Annotated in this window: 11 protein-coding genes; 1 reads left to right on the plus strand and 10 read right to left on the minus strand. The window is 71.4% G+C overall.

The window, feature by feature from the left end:
- Positions 1-141: 141 nt before the first annotated feature.
- Positions 142-1,248, minus strand: a complete 1,107-nt coding sequence (gene proB, locus AC07CM_RS04485) for a glutamate 5-kinase (RefSeq protein ID WP_478874902.1) — start codon at positions 1,246-1,248, stop codon at positions 142-144.
- 231 nt (positions 1,249-1,479) lie between these two features.
- Here proB and AC07CM_RS04490 point away from each other — a divergent pair, with 231 nt between their 5' ends.
- Positions 1,480-2,865: a polysaccharide pyruvyl transferase family protein gene (locus AC07CM_RS04490; RefSeq protein ID WP_478874831.1), complete on the plus strand. Its 1,386-nt coding sequence runs from the start codon at positions 1,480-1,482 to the stop codon at positions 2,863-2,865.
- Positions 2,866-2,887: 22 nt separating this feature from the next.
- Here AC07CM_RS04490 and AC07CM_RS04495 read toward each other — a convergent pair whose 3' ends face one another.
- The 9 genes from AC07CM_RS04495 to AC07CM_RS04535 form a co-directional block, all read right to left on the minus strand.
- On the minus strand, positions 2,888-4,048 hold the full coding sequence (locus tag AC07CM_RS04495) for a glycosyltransferase family 2 protein (RefSeq protein ID WP_478874903.1): 1,161 nt from the start codon (positions 4,046-4,048) through the stop codon (positions 2,888-2,890).
- A 376-nt stretch (positions 4,049-4,424) separates the two neighbouring features.
- Positions 4,425-6,539, minus strand: coding sequence for a hypothetical protein (locus AC07CM_RS04500; protein ID WP_478874832.1), 2,115 nt, complete (start codon positions 6,537-6,539; stop codon positions 4,425-4,427).
- A gap of 165 nt (positions 6,540-6,704) precedes the next feature.
- Positions 6,705-8,201 carry a D-ribitol-5-phosphate cytidylyltransferase gene (locus tag AC07CM_RS04505; RefSeq protein WP_478874833.1) on the minus strand — a complete coding sequence of 499 codons (1,497 nt, stop codon included), beginning with the start codon at positions 8,199-8,201 and terminating at the stop codon, positions 6,705-6,707.
- A gap of 550 nt (positions 8,202-8,751) precedes the next feature.
- On the minus strand, positions 8,752-10,299 hold the full coding sequence (locus AC07CM_RS04510; protein WP_478874834.1) for an alkaline phosphatase D family protein: 1,548 nt from the start codon (positions 10,297-10,299) through the stop codon (positions 8,752-8,754).
- 403 nt (positions 10,300-10,702) lie between these two features.
- Positions 10,703-12,154, minus strand: coding sequence for a GTPase ObgE (gene obgE / locus AC07CM_RS04515; RefSeq protein ID WP_478874835.1), 1,452 nt, complete (start codon positions 12,152-12,154; stop codon positions 10,703-10,705).
- A gap of 121 nt (positions 12,155-12,275) precedes the next feature.
- On the minus strand, positions 12,276-12,530 hold the full coding sequence (gene rpmA, locus AC07CM_RS04520; protein WP_010041940.1) for a 50S ribosomal protein L27: 255 nt from the start codon (positions 12,528-12,530) through the stop codon (positions 12,276-12,278).
- Positions 12,531-12,544: 14 nt separating this feature from the next.
- Positions 12,545-12,865 (minus strand): 50S ribosomal protein L21, encoded by a 321-nt coding sequence (rplU, locus tag AC07CM_RS04525; protein WP_004931419.1) that lies wholly within the window; start codon positions 12,863-12,865, stop codon positions 12,545-12,547.
- Positions 12,866-13,268: 403 nt separating this feature from the next.
- Positions 13,269-17,561 (minus strand): Rne/Rng family ribonuclease, encoded by a 4,293-nt coding sequence (locus tag AC07CM_RS04530; protein ID WP_478874836.1) that lies wholly within the window; start codon positions 17,559-17,561, stop codon positions 13,269-13,271.
- Positions 17,562-17,823: 262 nt separating this feature from the next.
- Positions 17,824-18,609 carry a TIGR03936 family radical SAM-associated protein gene (locus AC07CM_RS04535; protein WP_478874837.1) on the minus strand — a complete coding sequence of 262 codons (786 nt, stop codon included), beginning with the start codon at positions 18,607-18,609 and terminating at the stop codon, positions 17,824-17,826.
- Between the last annotated feature and the right edge of the window lie 26 nt (positions 18,610-18,635).

An 18,635-nucleotide genomic window follows, 5' to 3' on the forward strand; every position in this document is an offset into this window, starting at 1 on the left:
ATGCCCCTCGACGGAACCTGTCCCTTCAACTGCCTATGAGACAAAGTTGAGCAGGCTGCGGGCCTCCGCGTGGCGGTTTTACGGAACGTCCCCCACCGGGGGCGGTCCTTACGCCCCGCTTTACTGGTGGTTTTACGAGTGTTACGAGTGCAGCAGCACCAGGTCGTCCCTGTGTACGACCTCGCGTTCGTACGCCGGGCCGAGCTCGCGCGCCAGCTCCCGGGTCGAACGCCCGATCAGCTGGGGGATCTCCTTGGCGTCGAAGTTGACGAGCCCGCGGGCCACCGCACGTCCGCCGGCGTCCCGCAGTTCGACGGGGTCGCCGGCGCTGAACTCGCCCTCCACGGCGGCGATTCCGGCGGGCAGCAGCGACTTGCGCCGCTCGACGACCGCGCGGACGGCGCCGTCGTCCAGCGTGAGGGAGCCCTGCGGTGTGGAGGCGTGCTGGAGCCACAGCAGCCGGTCGGCCGAGCGCTTGCCCGCGGGGTGGAAGAAGGTGCCGGTGTCGCCGCCGGCCAGCGCGTCCGCCGCGTGCACGGCGCTGGTCAGCACCACCGGGATGCCCGCGGCGGCCGCGATCCGGGCGGCCTCGACCTTGGTGACCATGCCGCCGGTGCCGACGCCGGCCTTGCCCACGCTGCCGATCTCGACCTCGGCGAGGTCCTCGGGGCCGCGCACCTCCGCTATCCGCGAGGTGCCCGGCTTGCTGGGGTCGCCGTCGTAGACACCGTCGACGTCGGAGAGGAGCACCAGCAGGTCGGCGTGGACGAGGTGGGCGACGAGGGCGGCGAGGCGGTCGTTGTCGCCGAAGCGGATCTCGTCGGTGGCGACGGTGTCGTTCTCGTTGACGACCGGGAGGGCGCCCATGGCCAGCAGCTTGTCAAGGGTGCGGGAGGCGTTGCGGTGGTGGGCGCGGCGACTCATGTCGTCGCTGGTGAGCAGAACCTGGCCGACGCGGACGCCGTAGCGGGCGAAGGAGGCGGTGTAACGGGCGACGAGCAGGCCCTGTCCGACGCTGGCGGCGGCCTGCTGGCGGGCCAGATCCTTCGGGCGGCGGCGCAGGCCCAGGGGCGCGAGGCCGGCGGCGATGGCTCCGGAGGAGACGAGGACGACCTCTTTCTCGCCGCCGCTGCGGCTCTTGGCGAGGACGTCGACCAGCGCGTCCACGCGGTCGGCGTCCAGGCCGCCGGCGGCAGTGGTCAGCGACGAGGAGCCCACTTTGACGACGATCCTGCGGGCCTCGCCCACCGCCTGCCTAGCCCTTGCCACCTTGCCTGCTGTCCCCTCGCCCGGTTCCGGCTCCCTGTGCGGCAATCTACGCGAAGGGGGCCGCGCGGTGCGCACCGGTCCAGCCTCCGGACAGGTGCTGTAACCGTTTGCTCACGGTTCGCGTACGGCAAAAAGGTTGTGTTGGTTGCTTATAGAAATTAAAGCGAACTCAAACATAAGTTGAAGATTGTGTCTCCTACTGTTCGCCCTGTGAAGCGCATCCTGCTCAGATCCGGCAAGAGCCCCTACGACGTCTACACCTTGGAGGAGGCTCTCCACCAGGACGTCATGGCCACCAACGCGGGCAACCTGATCTTTCAGGACGCTTCGCACAAGATCCTCGAGGTGCCGGGCACCGAGGTCTTCTCGAACGGCGGACGGACCGAGGTGGCCGCGGCCGCGCGCATCAACGAGGAGTACGACGCCTTCGTCGTACCGCTCGCCAACGCCTTCCGGCCCTCCTTCGAGACCGCGCTGAAGCGCCTGACCCGGCTCATCACGCGGCTCAGGATCCCGGTCGTGGTGCTCGGTGTCGGCGCACAGACCGGGGTGGGCTACGACCCGGCGCGACTGCGGCAGATCGAGCCGACGGTGCGCGAGTTCTGCTCGGCGGTGCTGGAGCGCAGCTCCTCGATCGGGGTGCGCGGCGAGTTCACCGAGCAGTACCTGCGGGACATGGGATTCCGGGACGTGGAGGTGATCGGCTGCCCGTCACTGTTCATGTACGGCGCCGAACTCGACGTCCGCAAGCGGGTGCCCGAGCTGACCGCCGAGTCACGGATCGCGATCAACGGCTCGCACAGCGCGGTGAGGAAGCAGGGCCTCGGCCGTATCATCACCCGCACTCACGACCGGTACCCCAACCTGCGCTTCGTGGGCCAGAACCTCAGCGACGCGCGGCAGTTGCACTGGCGGGACCTCAGCGACCCGAACGCCCAGGTGACGGCGATGCCGACCCACCCGGACCACCCGATGTACCGGGAGGACAAGGCGCGGGTGTACGTCGACCCGGTCACCTGGATCGACGACCTGCGCCCTTTCGACTTCTCCTTCGGCTCCCGCATCCACGGCAACATCGCGGCGCTGCTCGCGGGGACGCCCGCGACCGTGCTCTGCGGGGACTCGCGGACGCTGGAGCTGTGCCGGTACTTCGAGATCCCGCACCAGCGGCTGGACAAGGTCGTCAAGGACCCGGAGGCGGCCGACCCGGCGCGGCTGTACGAGCAGGCCGACCTGGGTGGGCTGGTCGGGAACCACCGGGAGCGCTTCGACCGGTTCGTCGGGTTCCTGGACAAGAACGGGCTGCAGAACACCTTCACGCACGGCGACAGCGGCGCGGCCTTCGAGGAGAAGCTGCGGTCGCTGTCGTTCCCGCCGGGCGTGCGCCCCTGGAACGACGCCGACCTCGCCTCGCTCAGCAGCCGGTTCGGCTGGCTGCACACCCGGGTCAGCGAACTGGCCCAGGACAACGACCAGTTGAGGCGGGAGCTGGTGCGGGCGCGCAAGGCCAAGAACGCGGTGCCCGCGCCCGCCGCCTCGGTCTACCGGCGTGCCCGTCGGGTGGTGGGCCGGGCGCTGCACTCGGGCAAGCAGTGACTCCGGGCCCGGCACGGCCCTTTCAGGCCGCCGCTGCGCCGACCCCGCCGCTCGGCAGCATCCGCCGGATCTTCCTGAGCGCCCGGCGCAGGAAGGAGTTGGCGGCGGCCTCCCGGTAGCCGTCGAAGGCCCGGGCCTCGCGGGGTTCGGCGAGGTAGACGTGGTCGGGGACGCCGGCCGCCTTCGACCGGAAGTGCGGGTAGACGAGGTAGAGGCGGGTCCCGCGCTTCTCCAGGACGGCGGCGGCCTGCTTCTTCGCCTTCACGAACTCCACGACGTCCAGCAGCAGGTCGGGCCGCTGCCGGTCCACCAGGTGCAGCCGCAGCCGCTCGTCGACCTTGAGCCGGCGGGCCACCTCGGGTGTCCAGTAGGCGTCCATCAGCGGCTCGGCCAGCTCGAGTTTGTGCCGGCGGATGTCCTCCGTGTCCTTGAGGAACTTCGGCCCGAACTGCGGCAGCAGGGTGATGAGGAAGGGCCGGACCATGAGGGTGTCGCGCTTGGCGCCCGCCGGGACCATGTCCGCGATCAGCCTCATCAGGGCGCGCGCGGAGTCGAAGCGGAGCGTGTAGCCGCCGGTCTTCGTCACGTGCTTGCCGTCCTCGCGGCCCACCAGGTAGTAGCAGGTGTAGTCGGCGAGCACGGAGACGCCGTTCGCCCGCAGGTACGCCTCCATGGTGAAGAGCGCGTCCTCGCCGGTCCACAGGGACTCGTCGAAGCGCATGCCGTGCCTGTCCAGCAGTTCGCGGCGGAAGAGCTTCTGCGCGCTCAGCGTGAACTTGATGTTGGAGGAGAACACGTCGGTCCGGTCGAGCGTCTTGCCCCACATGGACTTCGGCGGGATGCGGTTGACGCCCTCGACCCGGCCGAGGACGACGTCGGTGCCGTTCCTGTCGGCCATGGCGACCATGCGCTCCAGGGCCTCCGGCCCGAGCCGGTCGTCGGCGTCGAGGAAGAAGACGTAGCGTCCGGCCGCCTTGCCGAGGCCGACGTTGCGCGGTCCGCTCGGGCCGCCGGAGTTCTCCTGGCGGATGACGGTGACCGGCATGGGGGCGCGGGCCGCGAACTCCTCCAGGTACTCCCCCGTGCCGTCCGTGGAGCCGTCGTCGACGGCGATGACCTCCATGCGTGCCGGGTCGATGGTCTGTGCCTCGACGGATGCCAGGCACTCGATCAGGTACGGCATCGCCTCGTACGCCCCGATGACCACAGTCACATCAGGCTGCGTCACGACGGTCACGTTTCCCCCTTGTCAGCTGAATATTTACCCCGTATCGCCTCAATCGCACCTTGTTAGACGGGCTCCCCGTGCAAGCGGTTGCCTCACGGTGGGTTGTGAGTGTCGTACGTCACATTCGGGGGTTCCGCGGGCAGGGACCGCGGCGGGTGACATCGGACAGTACGCACGGGCGGTAAGAGATGCTCAGCCTCGGGCGATGGCGCCGGTAAGAGGGCCCGTAAGAAACCTGAACGGCGGCGGGAGACCTGACGAGGAAACGGAAAGGGGCCGGCCCCCGGGATCGCTCCCGGGGGCCGGCCCGTCACGGCAGGGTCGGTGCCCGTCAGCCGGCGCTCACGCCGTCCGTCTCACCGGCGGACGCGGCGCGCTGCCCCGGCACCGCGTTGGTCAGCTCGGCCGTCTCGGCGGGGTCCGCGTTGGCGGCGGCCGGCCGGGCCTCCTGGCCGATGTTGCGGGTCTCGGCCTTGCGGGCCAGGTCGGCGACCGCGGCATTGAACTGGTCGATCGACTTCGGCTCGTCCGGACCGAGCAGGTAGCGCTTCAGCTCCTTGCGGTCCTCCGCCAGCGGATCGGCGGACGGGTCGCGTACGGCGTCCAGCAGGCCGCTCAGCTCGGCCGCGCTGTTGGACAGGATCGTCGCGGCGCGCACCGCCGTGTTCTGCCGCTTGAACTCCTCCACGCCGAGTTCGGCGGAGTCCGTGACCGCGTACGGCTTGCCGCTCGCGATGAAGTCGGAGACCACGGAGGAGATGTCGGAGACCATCGCGTCCGAGACGTTGAAGCAGTCGTACAGGCGCGGCTCGGCGCCCGTGATCACGCGGTGCTCGTACGACGGGAAGGAACGCCAGTAGGCGTCGTTCCACTCGGCGCGCAGCCGGGCGATCTCCTCGTGCTTGGCGACGTCGACGATCCCGTCGCGGGTGGCCTCGGCCTCGTCGCCCCGGTCGCCGCCGGCGCCGGCCAGCTCTGCGAGGCGGGCCTCGATACGGTCCAGCTCCGCCTTGGCCTGTGCGGCGGTGTCGGCGGTGAAGCCGGAATCGGCGGCGCGCTCGGCGCCGGCCTTCTCGACCAGGGCGGTGATGCGCTGGTGCGCGGCGCTCGCCTCCTTGCTGACGGTGCCGGTGAAGGGGTGCGGCTTGTACAGGACGCGGACCGGCGGGTCGGCCTTGACCAGCTTCTTAACGATGTTCTCACCGGCGAGCACGATCGAGGTGTTGCCGGGGTTGCCGTCCCAGCCCTCCCAGGTCGGCGCGTAGAGCACGGTCGGGATGCGGCCGTCGGGCACACCCTGCCAGCCCTGGATGGGCGCGAGCTGCGGGCGCCCGACCTCGACGATGTCGTCGTCGCGGACACCGACGTCGGCGATGGCGTAGCGGTCGCGGCCCGCGCGGCCCGCGGTCCACACCTCGTCGTACACCTTGCTGTACGGGTTGACGCTGGCCAGCTTGTCGCTGTCGCCGTGGCCGATGAAGACGTGCTTCATGGTGGGCACGCGCAGCAGGTGGATGTTCTTGCCGACGTTGGCCGCGTACAGGGCCACGCGCACGGTCGTCAGGTCCAGGTTCATCAGGTGCACCCCTCCGGGCACGCAGATGACGGGGACCGTGGTGGGCGCGAGGTTGTTCAGGATGGCGCGCTCGCGCAGGATGATCAGCGGCCGGGTGTCCAGCTGCTCCATCGTCTCCAGCCACATGTTGACCTGGTACGCGGAGTCCTTGGAGCCGGAGAAGTACAGGACCGTCTCCGGCTTGTGGCCGGCCAGCCAGTCGTCGACGGCGGCGAGCACGGCCTCGGCCTTCGGCGGGATCTTCCCGCCACGCACGTACGGCACGAGCGCGAGGACGTAACCGCAGCCCAGGGCGGTGGTGAGACCGATGCCCACGAACCCGACGGCGGAATCGTCCAGGGCCGCCGAGACCAGGATGGCGACGACCGCGAACAGGTCGAGGTGGAGCATCTTCTCCGCGGAGCGGTGCAGCAGGCGGCGCGGCGGTGCGTCCGGGATGCGGATGCGGGACTTCAGGTCGACGTTGCGGGTGGCGACCGGCATCCGGCGGCGGTTGCGGATCAGGGTGACCAGGGCGCCGTGCGGGGCCTGGAGGCCGTAGAACGCGATGAAGCAGGCGACCGCGCCGTAGAAGATCAGGTTGTCCGCGAGGGAGAGCCGGGCCAGCAGCAGGATCAGCAGCAGCTGCCGGATCAGGAAGCGGATCGACAGGCCCGCCCGCACCTTGCTGAGGCGGTTGACCAGGTAGCTGTTCCTGCGGTGCAGATAGTGGTCCGCCAAGTACGTCACGGCGGCCGCGGCCGCGAAGGCGGGAACGCTCGGGACGAGCGCGGCCAGCATGAGCGCCGGGAAGCCCAGGATCATGAGGGCCGCCGCGGCCAGCTCGGCCGCGCTGCCCACCCGGGCGACGCGTATAGCGGTGGATATCACGAAGAAACCTGCTCTGGGAGGGGGAGTGCCGGTTTTGTTCTGAAATGCCGCAAGGTATGCGGGTGATCGGTAATTCGCGAGGTGGACGGACTCAGGCCTCTGCGAATACCCGCTGAACGAGTACCCGTAGAGGCCTGAATTCCTGACAGCTAATTAGCTCGATTATTACACGCCGTCCTGGCGGTCCAGGACCGAGGCCAGCGCCTGCTCGAACCCGGAGGCCTTGGCGGCGCCCGCCGTCGGGTCCTGCTGGCGGACGTCGATGACGTGACCGGTCAGCTCGGACAGCAGCACGTCGAGGGAGGTACGGGCCACGGCCTCGGAGGAGAGCAGCGAGCCCGCCGGCTCCTGGCCGAAGGCCTTGGTGCGCATCGGGGTCGCGGTGCGCTCGGGGTTGACGCAGTTGACGCGGATGCCCTCGGCGGCCCACTCGTCGGACAGGGCCTGGGTGAGGTTCACCATGGCGGCCTTGGTGGAGGAGTAGAGGCTGTACTCGGCGCGGCCGCGGGTGTAGCTGCTGGAGGTGTAGAGCAGCAGCTGGCCCTTCGTCTCGGCCAGGTACTTGTACGAGGAGCGGGCGATCTGCACCGGGGCAAGGTAGTTGACCTTCAGCGCCTCCTCGATGGTGGCGTTGTCGGTCTCGGCGAGCTTGCCGATGCGCAGCACGCCCGCGGTGTTGACCACGTAGTCGATCCGGCCGGTCTCCGCGTACGCCTTGGACAGCGCGTCGTCGACCTCCTCCGGGTTCTCCACGTGGGTGCCGGTGGTGGAACGGCCCAGCGCGTAGACGTTCGCGCCGTAGGACTCGGCGAGTTCGGCGATGTCCTTGCCGATGCCGTAGGAGCCGCCGAAGATGACGACCGTCTTGCCGGTCAGCAGCTCGCGGTAGGCCTCCTCGCCGTTCTGCTCGGGCGTGGCGGTGGAGGCGAGCTGGAACAGCTTGTCGGCGATGAAGACGTCGACCGGCTGCGTCACCTTCATGTTGTACTCGTCACCCGCGACGACGTGGATCGGCACGTCCGGCAGGTACTTGAGGACGACGGAGCAGTCGTCCGTGGCCTGGAAGTTGGGGTCGCCGGCGGCGACGTCGTAGGCGCGGCGGACCGTGGACAGCTTGAAGGCCTGCGGGGTCTGGCCGCGGCGCAGCCGGGAGCGGTCCGGGATCTCGGTGATGAACTCGCCGTCCTCGCCGTGCGTGCGCGTGACGATGATGGTGTCCGCGGAGGGGATGGCGACGTCCACGGCCTGGTAGCGCTCCAGCGCGCTCACGCAGTCGTCGATGACGCGCTGCGAGAGCAGGGGGCGCACCGCGTCGTGGAAGAGGACGTTGAGGTCCTCGCCCTCGGCCAGGCCCTCGCCGAGGGCCGAGATGGCGCGCTCGGTGGTCTCGTTGCGGGTCGAGCCGCCCTCGATGATCTTCTTGACCTTGGTGAACCCGGCCTTGGCGACGATCTTCTCGACGTCCGGCACGTAGCCCGGCGCCATCAGCACGATGATGTCGTCGATCGAGTCGGCATTCTCGAAGGTGGTCAGGGTGTGCTCGATGACTGCCTTGCCGGCGATCTTCAGCAGCTGCTTGGGGATCGACAGACCCACCCGCTGGCCGGTGCCACCGGCCAGGATCACTGCGGTGGTTCGGGGCTTGGCTATGTGCTGGGACACAGGCTGACCTACCTTGTGGCGACAGGGAACCGTGAAATGGTCCCACTTCGGGTAACCGCTGTGCAAGGTGAGTGACGTCCCATGCATATGTGAGCGCAACCTGCCATTCACCTTGCACTCATGGGGCTTGGGCGCGGGCGCCGTGAACCCCCCGGAAATTGCTGTGAGTAAGTCCACAGGTTCCCTTCGGCGCCGCCCGAGCCGCTTCGGGCAGGGTGGCCGAGTACCCGCACGAACGCCCTCGATGAGGTCGACGCACGGTTCGCGGGGGCGGTTCCGGCCACATCGCCCGCCCCTGCCGCACGCCCGGAGGGCGGGGAGATCTTCACGTCCCGACGATGGGGCTGCACGTGTTCTTCATATGCGGCACGGCGCCGTTGCGGACCGGTGGGAAATACACCTTGCCATGCAGCTCATTGCCCCGGAATTACACCTCGGGGCTCCATGGCAATTCGGTCCGGGCCGGAGCCGGCGGGTCGATTCCGGGTGTCCTGAAACACACGGAAGAGCCTGGGACTCGGGTGAGTCCCAGGCTCATGTGAGGCGCAGGTCACACGACCTGAATGCCCGGTTCGTCCGATTCCACCCGCAGTCGGGCCAGAGTGCTCGCGGTGGCCTGCGGCTTGACGACCGTGTCGACGACCCGGACCTGGGCGTCGATGCCGTCGCGGTCGATGTCGAACAGGTGGTAGCCGCGGTGGGCGTCGATCACCTTCCAGTGCGGGTTGTCCGCTTTCAGCGGGTCCCACTGGGCGTGGAAGGCGGCCTGGTCCTGGTCACCGTTGCTGGAGATGGAGGTGCCGACGAACTCGGCGCCGACGACGTCGGAGTCCGGGTCGGCGAAGTCCTCCTTCAGATCGCTGATCATCGTCAGGTGCCGGTCGCCACTGAGCACGACCGGGTTGCGGACGTCGGCCAGTTCCGCGAGCAGGGCGTTGCGCTCGACCTGGTAGCCGTCCCAGGCGTCGTAGTACCAGAGCTTGCCCTCGCCGGGCAGCAGGTCGGTCTCGGCCATCATGATCTGCGAGGCGATCAGGTTCCAGCGGGCCGGGGAGTCGTACAGCCCGTCCAGCAGCCACTGCTTCTGCCCCGCGCCGAGCATGGTCTGCGACAGCGACCGGGCGCCCTCCTGCGTGGTGGCCTGGTCGCTGCGGAACTGCCGGGTGTCGAGGACGTTGAGCCGGGCCAGCCGGCCGAACTCCAGACGGCGGTACATCTGGATGTGCGGGCCGTCCGGGATCGCGTTGGCGCGGACCGGCATGTGCTCGTAGTACGCCTGGTAGGCCGCGGTCAGCCGGGCCACGAACGCGTCGTGCGACTGCTTGTCGGGATCCTGCGGGATCTCGCCGGCGAAGTCGTTGTCGACCTCGTGGTCGTCGAAGGTGACCACCCAGGGGGCGTTCGCGTGCATCGCGGCGAGGTCGGGGTCGGTGCGGTACTGGGCGTACCGGTTGCGGTACTGGACGAGGGTGTACGGCTCGTCGCCGCCCTCGTGCCGGCGTACACCCGCGGCCGGCTTGGACTCGTAGATGTAGTCGCCGACGAAGAGGACGACGTCGGGGTCCTGGTCGAGCATGTCGGCGTACGGCGTGAAGTAGCCGTGCTGCCAGTTCTGGCAGGAGGCGAGGGCGACGCGCAGCGAGCCGCCCCTGCGGTGCGGGTGGGGCGCGGTCCGGGTGCGGCCGGTGGCCGAGAGCTGACCACCGGCGCGGAAGCGGTACCAGTACGGGCGGTCCGGGCGCAGACCTCGTACGTCCACGTGGACGCTGTGCCCGTACTCGGGCCGGGCCTGGGCGGTGCCCCGGCGGGCGGTCTTTCGGAACCGCTCGTCCTCGGCGATCTCCCACTCCACGGAGAACACCGCTTCGGGCATGCCGCCGCCGTGGAGCGGGTCGGGGGCGAGCCGGGTCCACAGCACGATGCCGTCGGGCAGCGGATCACCGGAGGCGACGCCGAGGCTGAACACACCGTCCGGCAGCGGGGTTTCGGCCGCCCGGGCGGTGGCGGGCAGCCAGAGCTGAGCGGAGGCCGCGGCGCCGAGGACGGCGGCACCGGCGGTCAGAAAGCGGCGTCGGTCGGGCGTTGCTGCTCCGGTCATACGACTGACTCCCTTGCCATAGTGGCCACTTGGAATCTCACTCGGACCTTCGGAAGCTCCCACGGCCGGACGGTCCGCCCGCTGAACGGGAGCACTCGCGTGCATGACAAACAGGCAGACAACAGAGAGCCCGTTGCGGCACGGGAATCACATGGAGAACGTGATCTTGCCGCGAACGGGTCTCACGGTGCGTCAGTAGACAGTTACAGGAGTGCTGTTCGGAATCGAGATCCGATTCCGGTCAGTCGTTGAAGGCCGAGCCGACGACACAAAAAAGTGCGACACGGAAGGGACCGAGGTCCGTTCCGTGTCGCACTGTTCGGCTCAGCGGCAAGTAGCGGTGGCGCCCGCGGGGCCGCCGCGCACTGCCCCGGCGTTCACCCGGTGGGGCCGGGTGTACGGCTCACTGCTCGAAGGGGTCGAAGTCGCCGTACTCGTGCAGCGTCTCGTCCCGCTCGGCCTGCTTGTCGCGTCGACGCTGGGTCGCGGGCCGCGGCGCGTCGAAGCGGTGGTCCTCGCCCCGGCGGCCGAGCATCTCCGCGCCCGCCATGACCGTCGGCTCCCAGTCGAAGACGACCGCGTTCTCCTCGGGGCCGATGGCGACGCCGTCGCCGGAGCGGGCACCCGCCTTCATCAACTGCTCCTCGACACCGAGGCGGTTGAGGCGGTCGGCGAGGTAGCCGACGGCCTCGTCGTTGTTGAAGTCGGTCTGCCGCACCCAGCGCTCCGGCTTCTCGCCGCGCACCCGGAACAGCAGCTCGCCGCCGACCTCCTCGCGGGTGACCGTGAAGCCCGTGTCGTCCACGGCCTTGGGCCGGATGACGATCCGCGTCGCCTCCTCCTTGGGCTTCGCGGCGCGCGCCCTCCCGACCAGGTCACCGAGGGCGAACGACAGCTCCCGCAGCCCGATGTGAGCCACCGCCGACACCTCGAAGACGCGGTAGCCGCGTGCCTCCAGGTCGGGGCGGACCATCTCGGCCAGGTCCTTGCCGTCCGGCACGTCGACCTTGTTCAGGACGACGATCCGGGGACGGTTGTCGAGGCCGCCGTACTGCCGGAGCTCCTCCTCGATGATGTCGAGGTCGGAGACCGGGTCGCGGTCGGACTCCAGGGTCGCGGTGTCCAGCACGTGCACCAGCACACTGCACCGCTCCACGTGCCGCAGGAACTCCAGGCCCAGGCCCTTGCCCTGGCTGGCGCCCGGGATCAGACCGGGCACGTCGGCAATGGTGTAGACGGTCGAACCGGCGGTCACCACGCCCAGGTTGGGGACGAGCGTCGTGAAGGGGTAGTCCGCGATCTTCGGCTTGGCCGCGCTGAGCACGGAGATCAGCGAGGACTTGCCCGCGCTCGGGTAGCCCACCAGGGCCACGTCGGCGACGGTCTTCAGCTCCAGGACGATGTCCTGCAGGTCCCCGGGCACGCCCAGCAGCGCGAAGCCGGGCGCCTTGCGGCGGGCGCTCGCCAGCGCGGCGTTGCCGAGACCGCCCCGGCCGCCCTGCGCGGCGACGAACGAGGTGCCGTGGCCGACCAGGTCGGCGAGCACGTTGCCCGCCTTGTCCAGGACGACCGTGCCGTCCGGCACCGGCAGGACCAGGTCCTCGCCGTCCTTGCCGGAGCGGTTGCCGCCCTCACCGGGCTTGCCGTTGGTGGCCTTGCGGTGCGGGGAGTGGTGGTAGTCGAGCAGCGTGGTGACCGACTGGTCCACGGTCAGGATGACATCGCCGCCACGGCCGCCGTTGCCGCCGTCCGGGCCGCCCAGCGGCTTGAACTTCTCACGGTGGACGGAGGCACAGCCGTGGCCTCCGTTACCCGCGGCGACGTGCAGCTCGACGCGGTCCACGAAGGTGGTCATGGTTCAGTGCCTCCAGAAACTCACGAGTGTTACCTATGCCAACACGCGAAAGGCGGACCCGCCTTCCCGACCGGGAAGTGAGGTCCGCCTCGCGCGACGATTCGTTCGGTCAGAGCCTGTCTCAGGCGACCGGAACGATGTTCACGACCTTGCGGCCACGGTGGGTGCCGAACTGCACCGAACCGGCCTGCAGCGCGAACAGCGTGTCGTCGCCGCCACGGCCGACGCCCGCGCCCGGGTGGAAGTGGGTGCCACGCTGGCGGACCAGGATCTCACCCGCGTTGACGACCTGACCGCCGAAGCGCTTCACGCCGAGCCGCTGGGCGTTGGAGTCGCGACCGTTCCGGGTGGACGATGCGCCCTTCTTGTGTGCCATCTGTTCTCAGTCCCTTACTTCGCAGCCGCGGGGATCTCAGTGACCTTGATCGCCGTGTACTGCTGGCGGTGGCCCTGACGACGGCGGTAGCCGGTCTTGTTCTTGTAGCGCAGAATGTCGATCTTCTGGCCCTTGTGGTGGTCCACGACCTCGGCCTGGACCTTGATGCCGGCCAGCACCCACGGGTCGCTGGTCACAGCGTCGCCGTCGACAACGAGCAGGGTCGAGAGCTCGACCGTGTCGCCAACCTTGGCGGTGGAAATCTTGTCAACCTCAACGATGTCGCCGACAGCAACCTTGTGCTGACGACCACCGCTGCGCACGATGGCGTACACGCGGATCTCTCTTTCGCTCGAGAACGGCACCCCCGCAGGCCAGCCGCCCAGCAACGACATGGACGACCTCTCCCGGCCCGCCTTGGCGCCCGGGAGGAATTGGGTTTACGGGGATGTGGCGTGTCAGTCGACACGCCGACGGTCAAGGTTACGGGGCCACGGCCGAGGGGGTCAAACCGGGCCCCCGGTGGTGGGGGGGGGGGGGGGGGGGGGGGGGGGGGGGGGGAGGGGGGTGGGGGGGGGGGGGGGGGGGGGGGGGGGGGGGGGGGGGGGGGGTGTGGGGGGGGTTTTGTTTGTCACCCAACCCCCGGCGGTCAGGTGCGGCGGCCCCCGGGCGGGGGCGCCACCCCCCCCCCCCGGGGGGGGGGGGCCCCCCCCCCCCCCCCCCCCCCACACCGGGGTGTCAGGCCTCGTCGGTGGCGGCCGAGACCGTGGTGGTCTTCTTCGCCGTCGACTTGGCGGCGGCCGTCTTGGCGGTCTTCGCCGCCTTCTTGGCCGTCGTCTTCTTGGCGGCCGTCTTCTTGGCCGCCACGGTCTTCTTGGTGGCCGCCTTCTTCGCCGTGGCCTTCTTGGCGGTCTTGCGGGCCGCCTTCTTGGCCGGCGCGGCCTCCTCGGCCGTCACCGCCGTCTCCGCCGTCTCCAGGGCGGCCGGGGCCTCCTCCGGCGCGGCCGAGGGGAGGACCACGACGGCCGCCTCCTCGGACGTGGCCGGCGCGGTGGCCTTGCGGACGGCACGGCGCCGCGGGCGGGCCGGGGCGGCGCTCTCGGCGGGCGCCTCCTCGACCGGGACCGGGGCCTCGGCCTCGGCCTGCTCCACGGGTGCCACGGCCGCGGGCGCGGTCTCGGGCACGGTCACCACGGCCGCCTCGGCCCCCGCCGGGGAACCGGCCGGCGCCGACACCTTGCGGGTCGCACGACGGCGCGTACGGCCCTTGGGCGCGGCCTCCTCGGCAGCGGGAGCCTCGGCAGCCGGCGACTCCGCCGGGACGACGGCGTCCTCGACGGCCGCGGGCTCGGCCAGCGCCTCGGCGGCCGGCTCCGGCTGCACGGGACGCACGGCTTCCTCGGCGGGCGTGACGGCCTGGGCCGTCGGCGCCTCGACGGCCTCCGCCCTCCGGGACTCCGCCTTCGGCGCACCGGCCGGTGCCGAGGCCCGGCGGCTCGCGCGGCGGCGGGTCCGGCCACGGGAGGCGGCCGCCTCCGCCTCGGCGACGCTGCTGTACAGCTCCTCGTCCGGCGCGAACGTGTCCGCCAGGGACTCCGCCGCGACGGGCGCGGGCAGCTCGACCGACTCGGCCGAGTCGACGGCCACCTCGACGGCGGTCTCGACCTCGGGCTCGACGGCCTCGCCGGTCTCCACCGCCACGGCGGCGGTCTCGTGCACGTGCCCGTCACCGCCGCGGCCGCGCTTCTTGCGCTTGCCGCCACCGCCGCCGGCCACGGCGGTCGGCTGCTCCATGTGCACGATGACGCCACGGCCGTTGCAGTGGACGCAGGTCTCGGAGAAGGACTCCAGCAGGCCCTGGCCGACGCGCTTGCGGGTCATCTGGACGAGGCCCAGCGAGGTGACCTCGGCGACCTGGTGCTTCGTACGGTCCCGGCCCAGGCACTCCAGCAGGCGCCGCAGCACCAGGTCCCGGTTGGACTCGAGCACCATGTCGATGAAGTCGATCACGATGATGCCGCCGAGGTCGCGCAGCCGCAGCTGGCGCACGATCTCCTCGGCCGCCTCCAGGTTGTTCCTGGTGACCGTCTCCTCCAGGTTGCCGCCCTGGCCGGTGAACTTGCCGGTGTTCACGTCGACCACGACCATCGCCTCGGTCCGGTCGATCACCAGCGAACCGCCGCTGGGCAGCCAGACCTTGCGGTCCAGCGCCTTGGCGAGCTGCTCGTCGATCCGGTACGTGGCGAAGACGTCGACCTCGGAGGTCCACCTCGACAGCCGCTCGGCGAGATCCGGGGCGACGTGCGAGACGTACCCGTGGATGGTCGACCAGGCGTCGTCGCCGCTGACGACGACCTTGGAGAAGTCCTCGTTGAAGATGTCGCGGACGACCCGGACGGTCATGTCCGGCTCGCCGTAGAGCAGCGAAGGCGCACTTGAGCTGCCACCGCTCTTGGCCTTCTTCTTGATGTCCTCCCACTGCGCCTGCAGCCGTTCGACGTCCCGGCGCAGCTCGTCCTCGCTCGCGCCCTCGGCGGCGGTGCGCACGATGACGCCCGCGTCCTCGGGGACGATCTTCTTGAGGATGGTCTTCAGCCGGGCCCGCTCGGTGTCGGGCAGCTTGCGGCTGATGCCGGTCATCGAGCCCTCGGGGACGTACACGAGGTAGCGGCCCGGGAGGGAGACCTGGCTGGTCAGCCGGGCGCCCTTGTGCCCGATCGGGTCCTTCGTCACCTGGACGAGGACGGACTGGCCGGACTTCAGGGCGGACTCGATGCGGCGCGGCCCGTTGGCCATGCCCAGCGCCTCGAAGTTGACCTCACCGGCGTACAGAACGGCGTTGCGGCCCTTGCCGATGTCGATGAAGGCGGCCTCCATCGACGGCAGCACGTTCTGGACCTTGCCCAGGTAGACGTTGCCGACGTACGAGGTCGACTGCTCCTTGTTGACGTAGTGCTCGACGAGCACGCCGTCCTCGAGCACGCCGATCTGGGTGCGCTCGCCGTGCTGGCGGACGACCATCACGCGCTCGACGGCCTCGCGGCGGGCCAGGAACTCGGCCTCGGTGATGATCGGGACGCGACGGCGTCCCTGCTCGCGGCCTTCCCGGCGGCGCTGCTTCTTCGCCTCCAGACGGGTCGAGCCCTTGATGGACTGCACCTCGTCGGACGGCTCGGCGGCCTTGCGGGGTTCACGGACCTTGACGACCGTGCGCTCGGGGTCGTCGGCGGACGGCTCGGCCTCGCCGGAGGTGTCACCGGCCCGGCGGCGACGACGGCGGCGACGACGGCTGGAGCTGGAACCGCCGGAGTCGTCGCCACGAGCCTCCTCGGCGTCGTCCTCCTCCTGCTCGGCGGTGTCCTCGGCGTCCTGCGCGGCCTGCTCGGCGGCCAGTTCGTCGCTCTCGGCGTCCGCGCCCTCGGCGGCGTCCCCACGCCGACGGCGACGGCCGCCCCGGCGGCGACGGCGGCGCGAGCCGGACTCCTCGGCGCCCTCGGCCTCGTCGGTCTCGTCGCTCTCGTCGGCCTCGTCGGCCTCGTCGCCCTCGTAGCTCTCCTCGCCCTCGGCGAGGTCCTCGGCGGTGGCCTCCTCGGCCTCCTCCGGCTCCTCGTGCCCGGCGGCGGCCTCGGCACCCTGCGTCTCGTCGGCGGCGCCCCGGCGGCGACGGCGGCGGCGCGAGCCGGACTCGGCGCGCTCCTCCTGGTACGCCTCGGTCTCGTCGGTGTCCTCCGCCTCGGCGGCCTCGGCAGCGGCCTGGGCGGCGGCCCGCTCCGGGGTCTGGAACCTCGGCTCGGTGAACACCGGCGCCTGGAACACGGCCACGGCGGGCCGGGCCGGCCGGCGCGGCGCCTCGGCCTCGTCCTCGGCGGCCTCGGAACGCGCGGGCGCGGAGAACCCGGTCGCGGCCTGCCGCACGACCCGGCGGCGGCGGCGCGGCGCCTCACCCTCGGGGGCTTCGGCGGCGGGGGCCTGACGCGTCTCGGCGGCTGGGGTGCGGGCGGCGACGGGCTCGGCGATCTCGGTCTCCTCGGGCTGGGCGGGCTCGGCGGCGGCCGCGGTGGTCTCGTCGGCTGCGGGAGCATCGGCGGGCGCGGAGACCCGGCGGGTGGCACGGCGGCGGGTACGGCGCGGCGCGGCCTCTTCGGCGGCCTCGGGCTCCTCCTGCACGGCCTCGGCGGCCGGCTCCGCGGCAGTGGCCGGTACGACCGTCTCGGCGGCCTCCGGGGTCCCGGCGGGCGCGGAGGCACGCCGGGTCGCGCGGCGACGCGTACGGCCTGCGGGCGCGGCCTCCGCCTCGGCGGCGGGAGCGGCCTCGGCGGCAGGAGTCTCCACCGCGGGGGCCGCCTCGGCGGCGACCGCGGCTTCCGCGGCGGGCGCGGACTCGGGCGTTCCGTCGGCCTCGGCGGCCTTCGGCGCACCGGCGGGCGCGGAGGCACGCCGGGTGGTGCGGCGGCGCGGGCGGGCCGCGGGGGCCTCGGCCTGCACGGCCTCCGGCACCGGCTGCTCCGCCTTCGCCTCGGTCTCGCCGCTCACAGCGGGCACCACGGCCTCCGCCGCCGGGGTTCCGGCGGGTGCGGACGCGCGGCGCGTGGCCCGGCGACGGGCAGGACGGGGCGCGGCCTCCTCGACGGCCTCGGCCGGCTCGGCGGCCGTCTCGGTCTCCGCGGTCGCGGCGGGGGCCGCGGCCGGTACGACCGTCTCGGCGGCCTCGGCGGACGCCGGAGTTCCGGTCGGCGCGGACGCACGGCGCGTGGCACGGCGGCGGGTACGGCCGGCCGGCGCGGCCTCCTCGACGGCCTCGGCCTCCGCCTCGGCCCGGGCCTTCGCCTCGGCCTCGGCGATCTCGTCGGCCTCGATGATCTCGTCGGCCTCCGCGGCCGGTATGGCCGGCACGGTGACCTCGGTGGGGGCCTCGGCCGCGGCGGGCGGACCCGCCGCGCGGGAGGCGGCACGGCGACGCCTGCGCGGGGGCAGGGTGTCGCTCGGAGTGTTCAGTTCGGAACCCTCATTGGGTTCGGTCGGCTCGAGCATGCGGGCGTTTCTCCCGTCAGGCTCCCGGGCGCCGCGCCTGGTCCGGCGCCGGTCTCGGTGGACCGTCCGCCGTTGACGTCCGCGGCCCGCGCGATGCGCGGTGGCCGCCGTCCGGGGCGCGGGCGCCGCACGGGAGCACTCTGTGTCCTGTCTCGCCGGTTCCGTACGCCTTGTCGGTACGGCCTGGCGAAAGTCTTCTGGTCGGTGCGCTGCCCGACCCAGGTGGCTCCCGAGTACGAGGGCGACGCTTCGACGTCCGTCCCTACGCGGAACCTTCCGGCGTCGGCGCCGTCGCGGCGGCAGCCGGTGCGGCCGTCAGGGCCTCGGCTGCCTCGCGGTCGGGCGCGAGCGGGTCGGTCACCGTGCCGGTCTCTTCATCGAGCAGCCCCTGCGCCAGCCTGGTCACCGCTGCGGGGACCGGCGGCGCCAGGTCGGCCACGGCGCGGAGACCGGACAGGACGTCGTCGGGTCGTACGGCAGGCGTCACGTGCCGAACAACCAGCCGCAGTATCGCACAGGGCTGGTCGCTCGGCCTATCGGCCTGCTGACTCTGCGTTGTCACGCTTTCCAGGCTCACGACCGCCGAGCGGGCGTCGAAGGTGCGGACGCCGTTCTTGGTCATGCGCTGCACCTCGACGGTCTCGGCCTTGGTGAAGGCCTCGACCGCGCCCTCGGCGTCGACCGGGTCGACGCCGTCCAGCCGCAGCTCCCAGACGGAGGCCGTCAGCCGGTCGGCGAGACCCGAGGTTCGTGCCTCGACCCCGTCGACGATGTCCAGCCCGGTGGGCAGCGACTCGTCGAGGAGGACGCGCAGCGTCTCGGGGTCGCGCGTCTCGGTCAGCGCGATCTCCAGGTACTCCGCCTCACTGCCCGTGCCGGTGGGTGCGGCATTGGCGTACGACACCTTCGGATGCGGCGTGAACCCCGCCGAGTAGGCCATCGGCACCTCGGCACGGCGCAGCGCACGCTCGAAGGCGCGCTGGAAGTCACGGTGGCTGGTGAACCGGAGGCGGCCGCGCTTGGTGTAGCGCAGTCGGATGCGCTGCACCGCGGGTGCGGGCGGCGGGCCTTCGG

Source organism: Streptomyces sp. NPDC044061 (assembly GCF_056434305.1).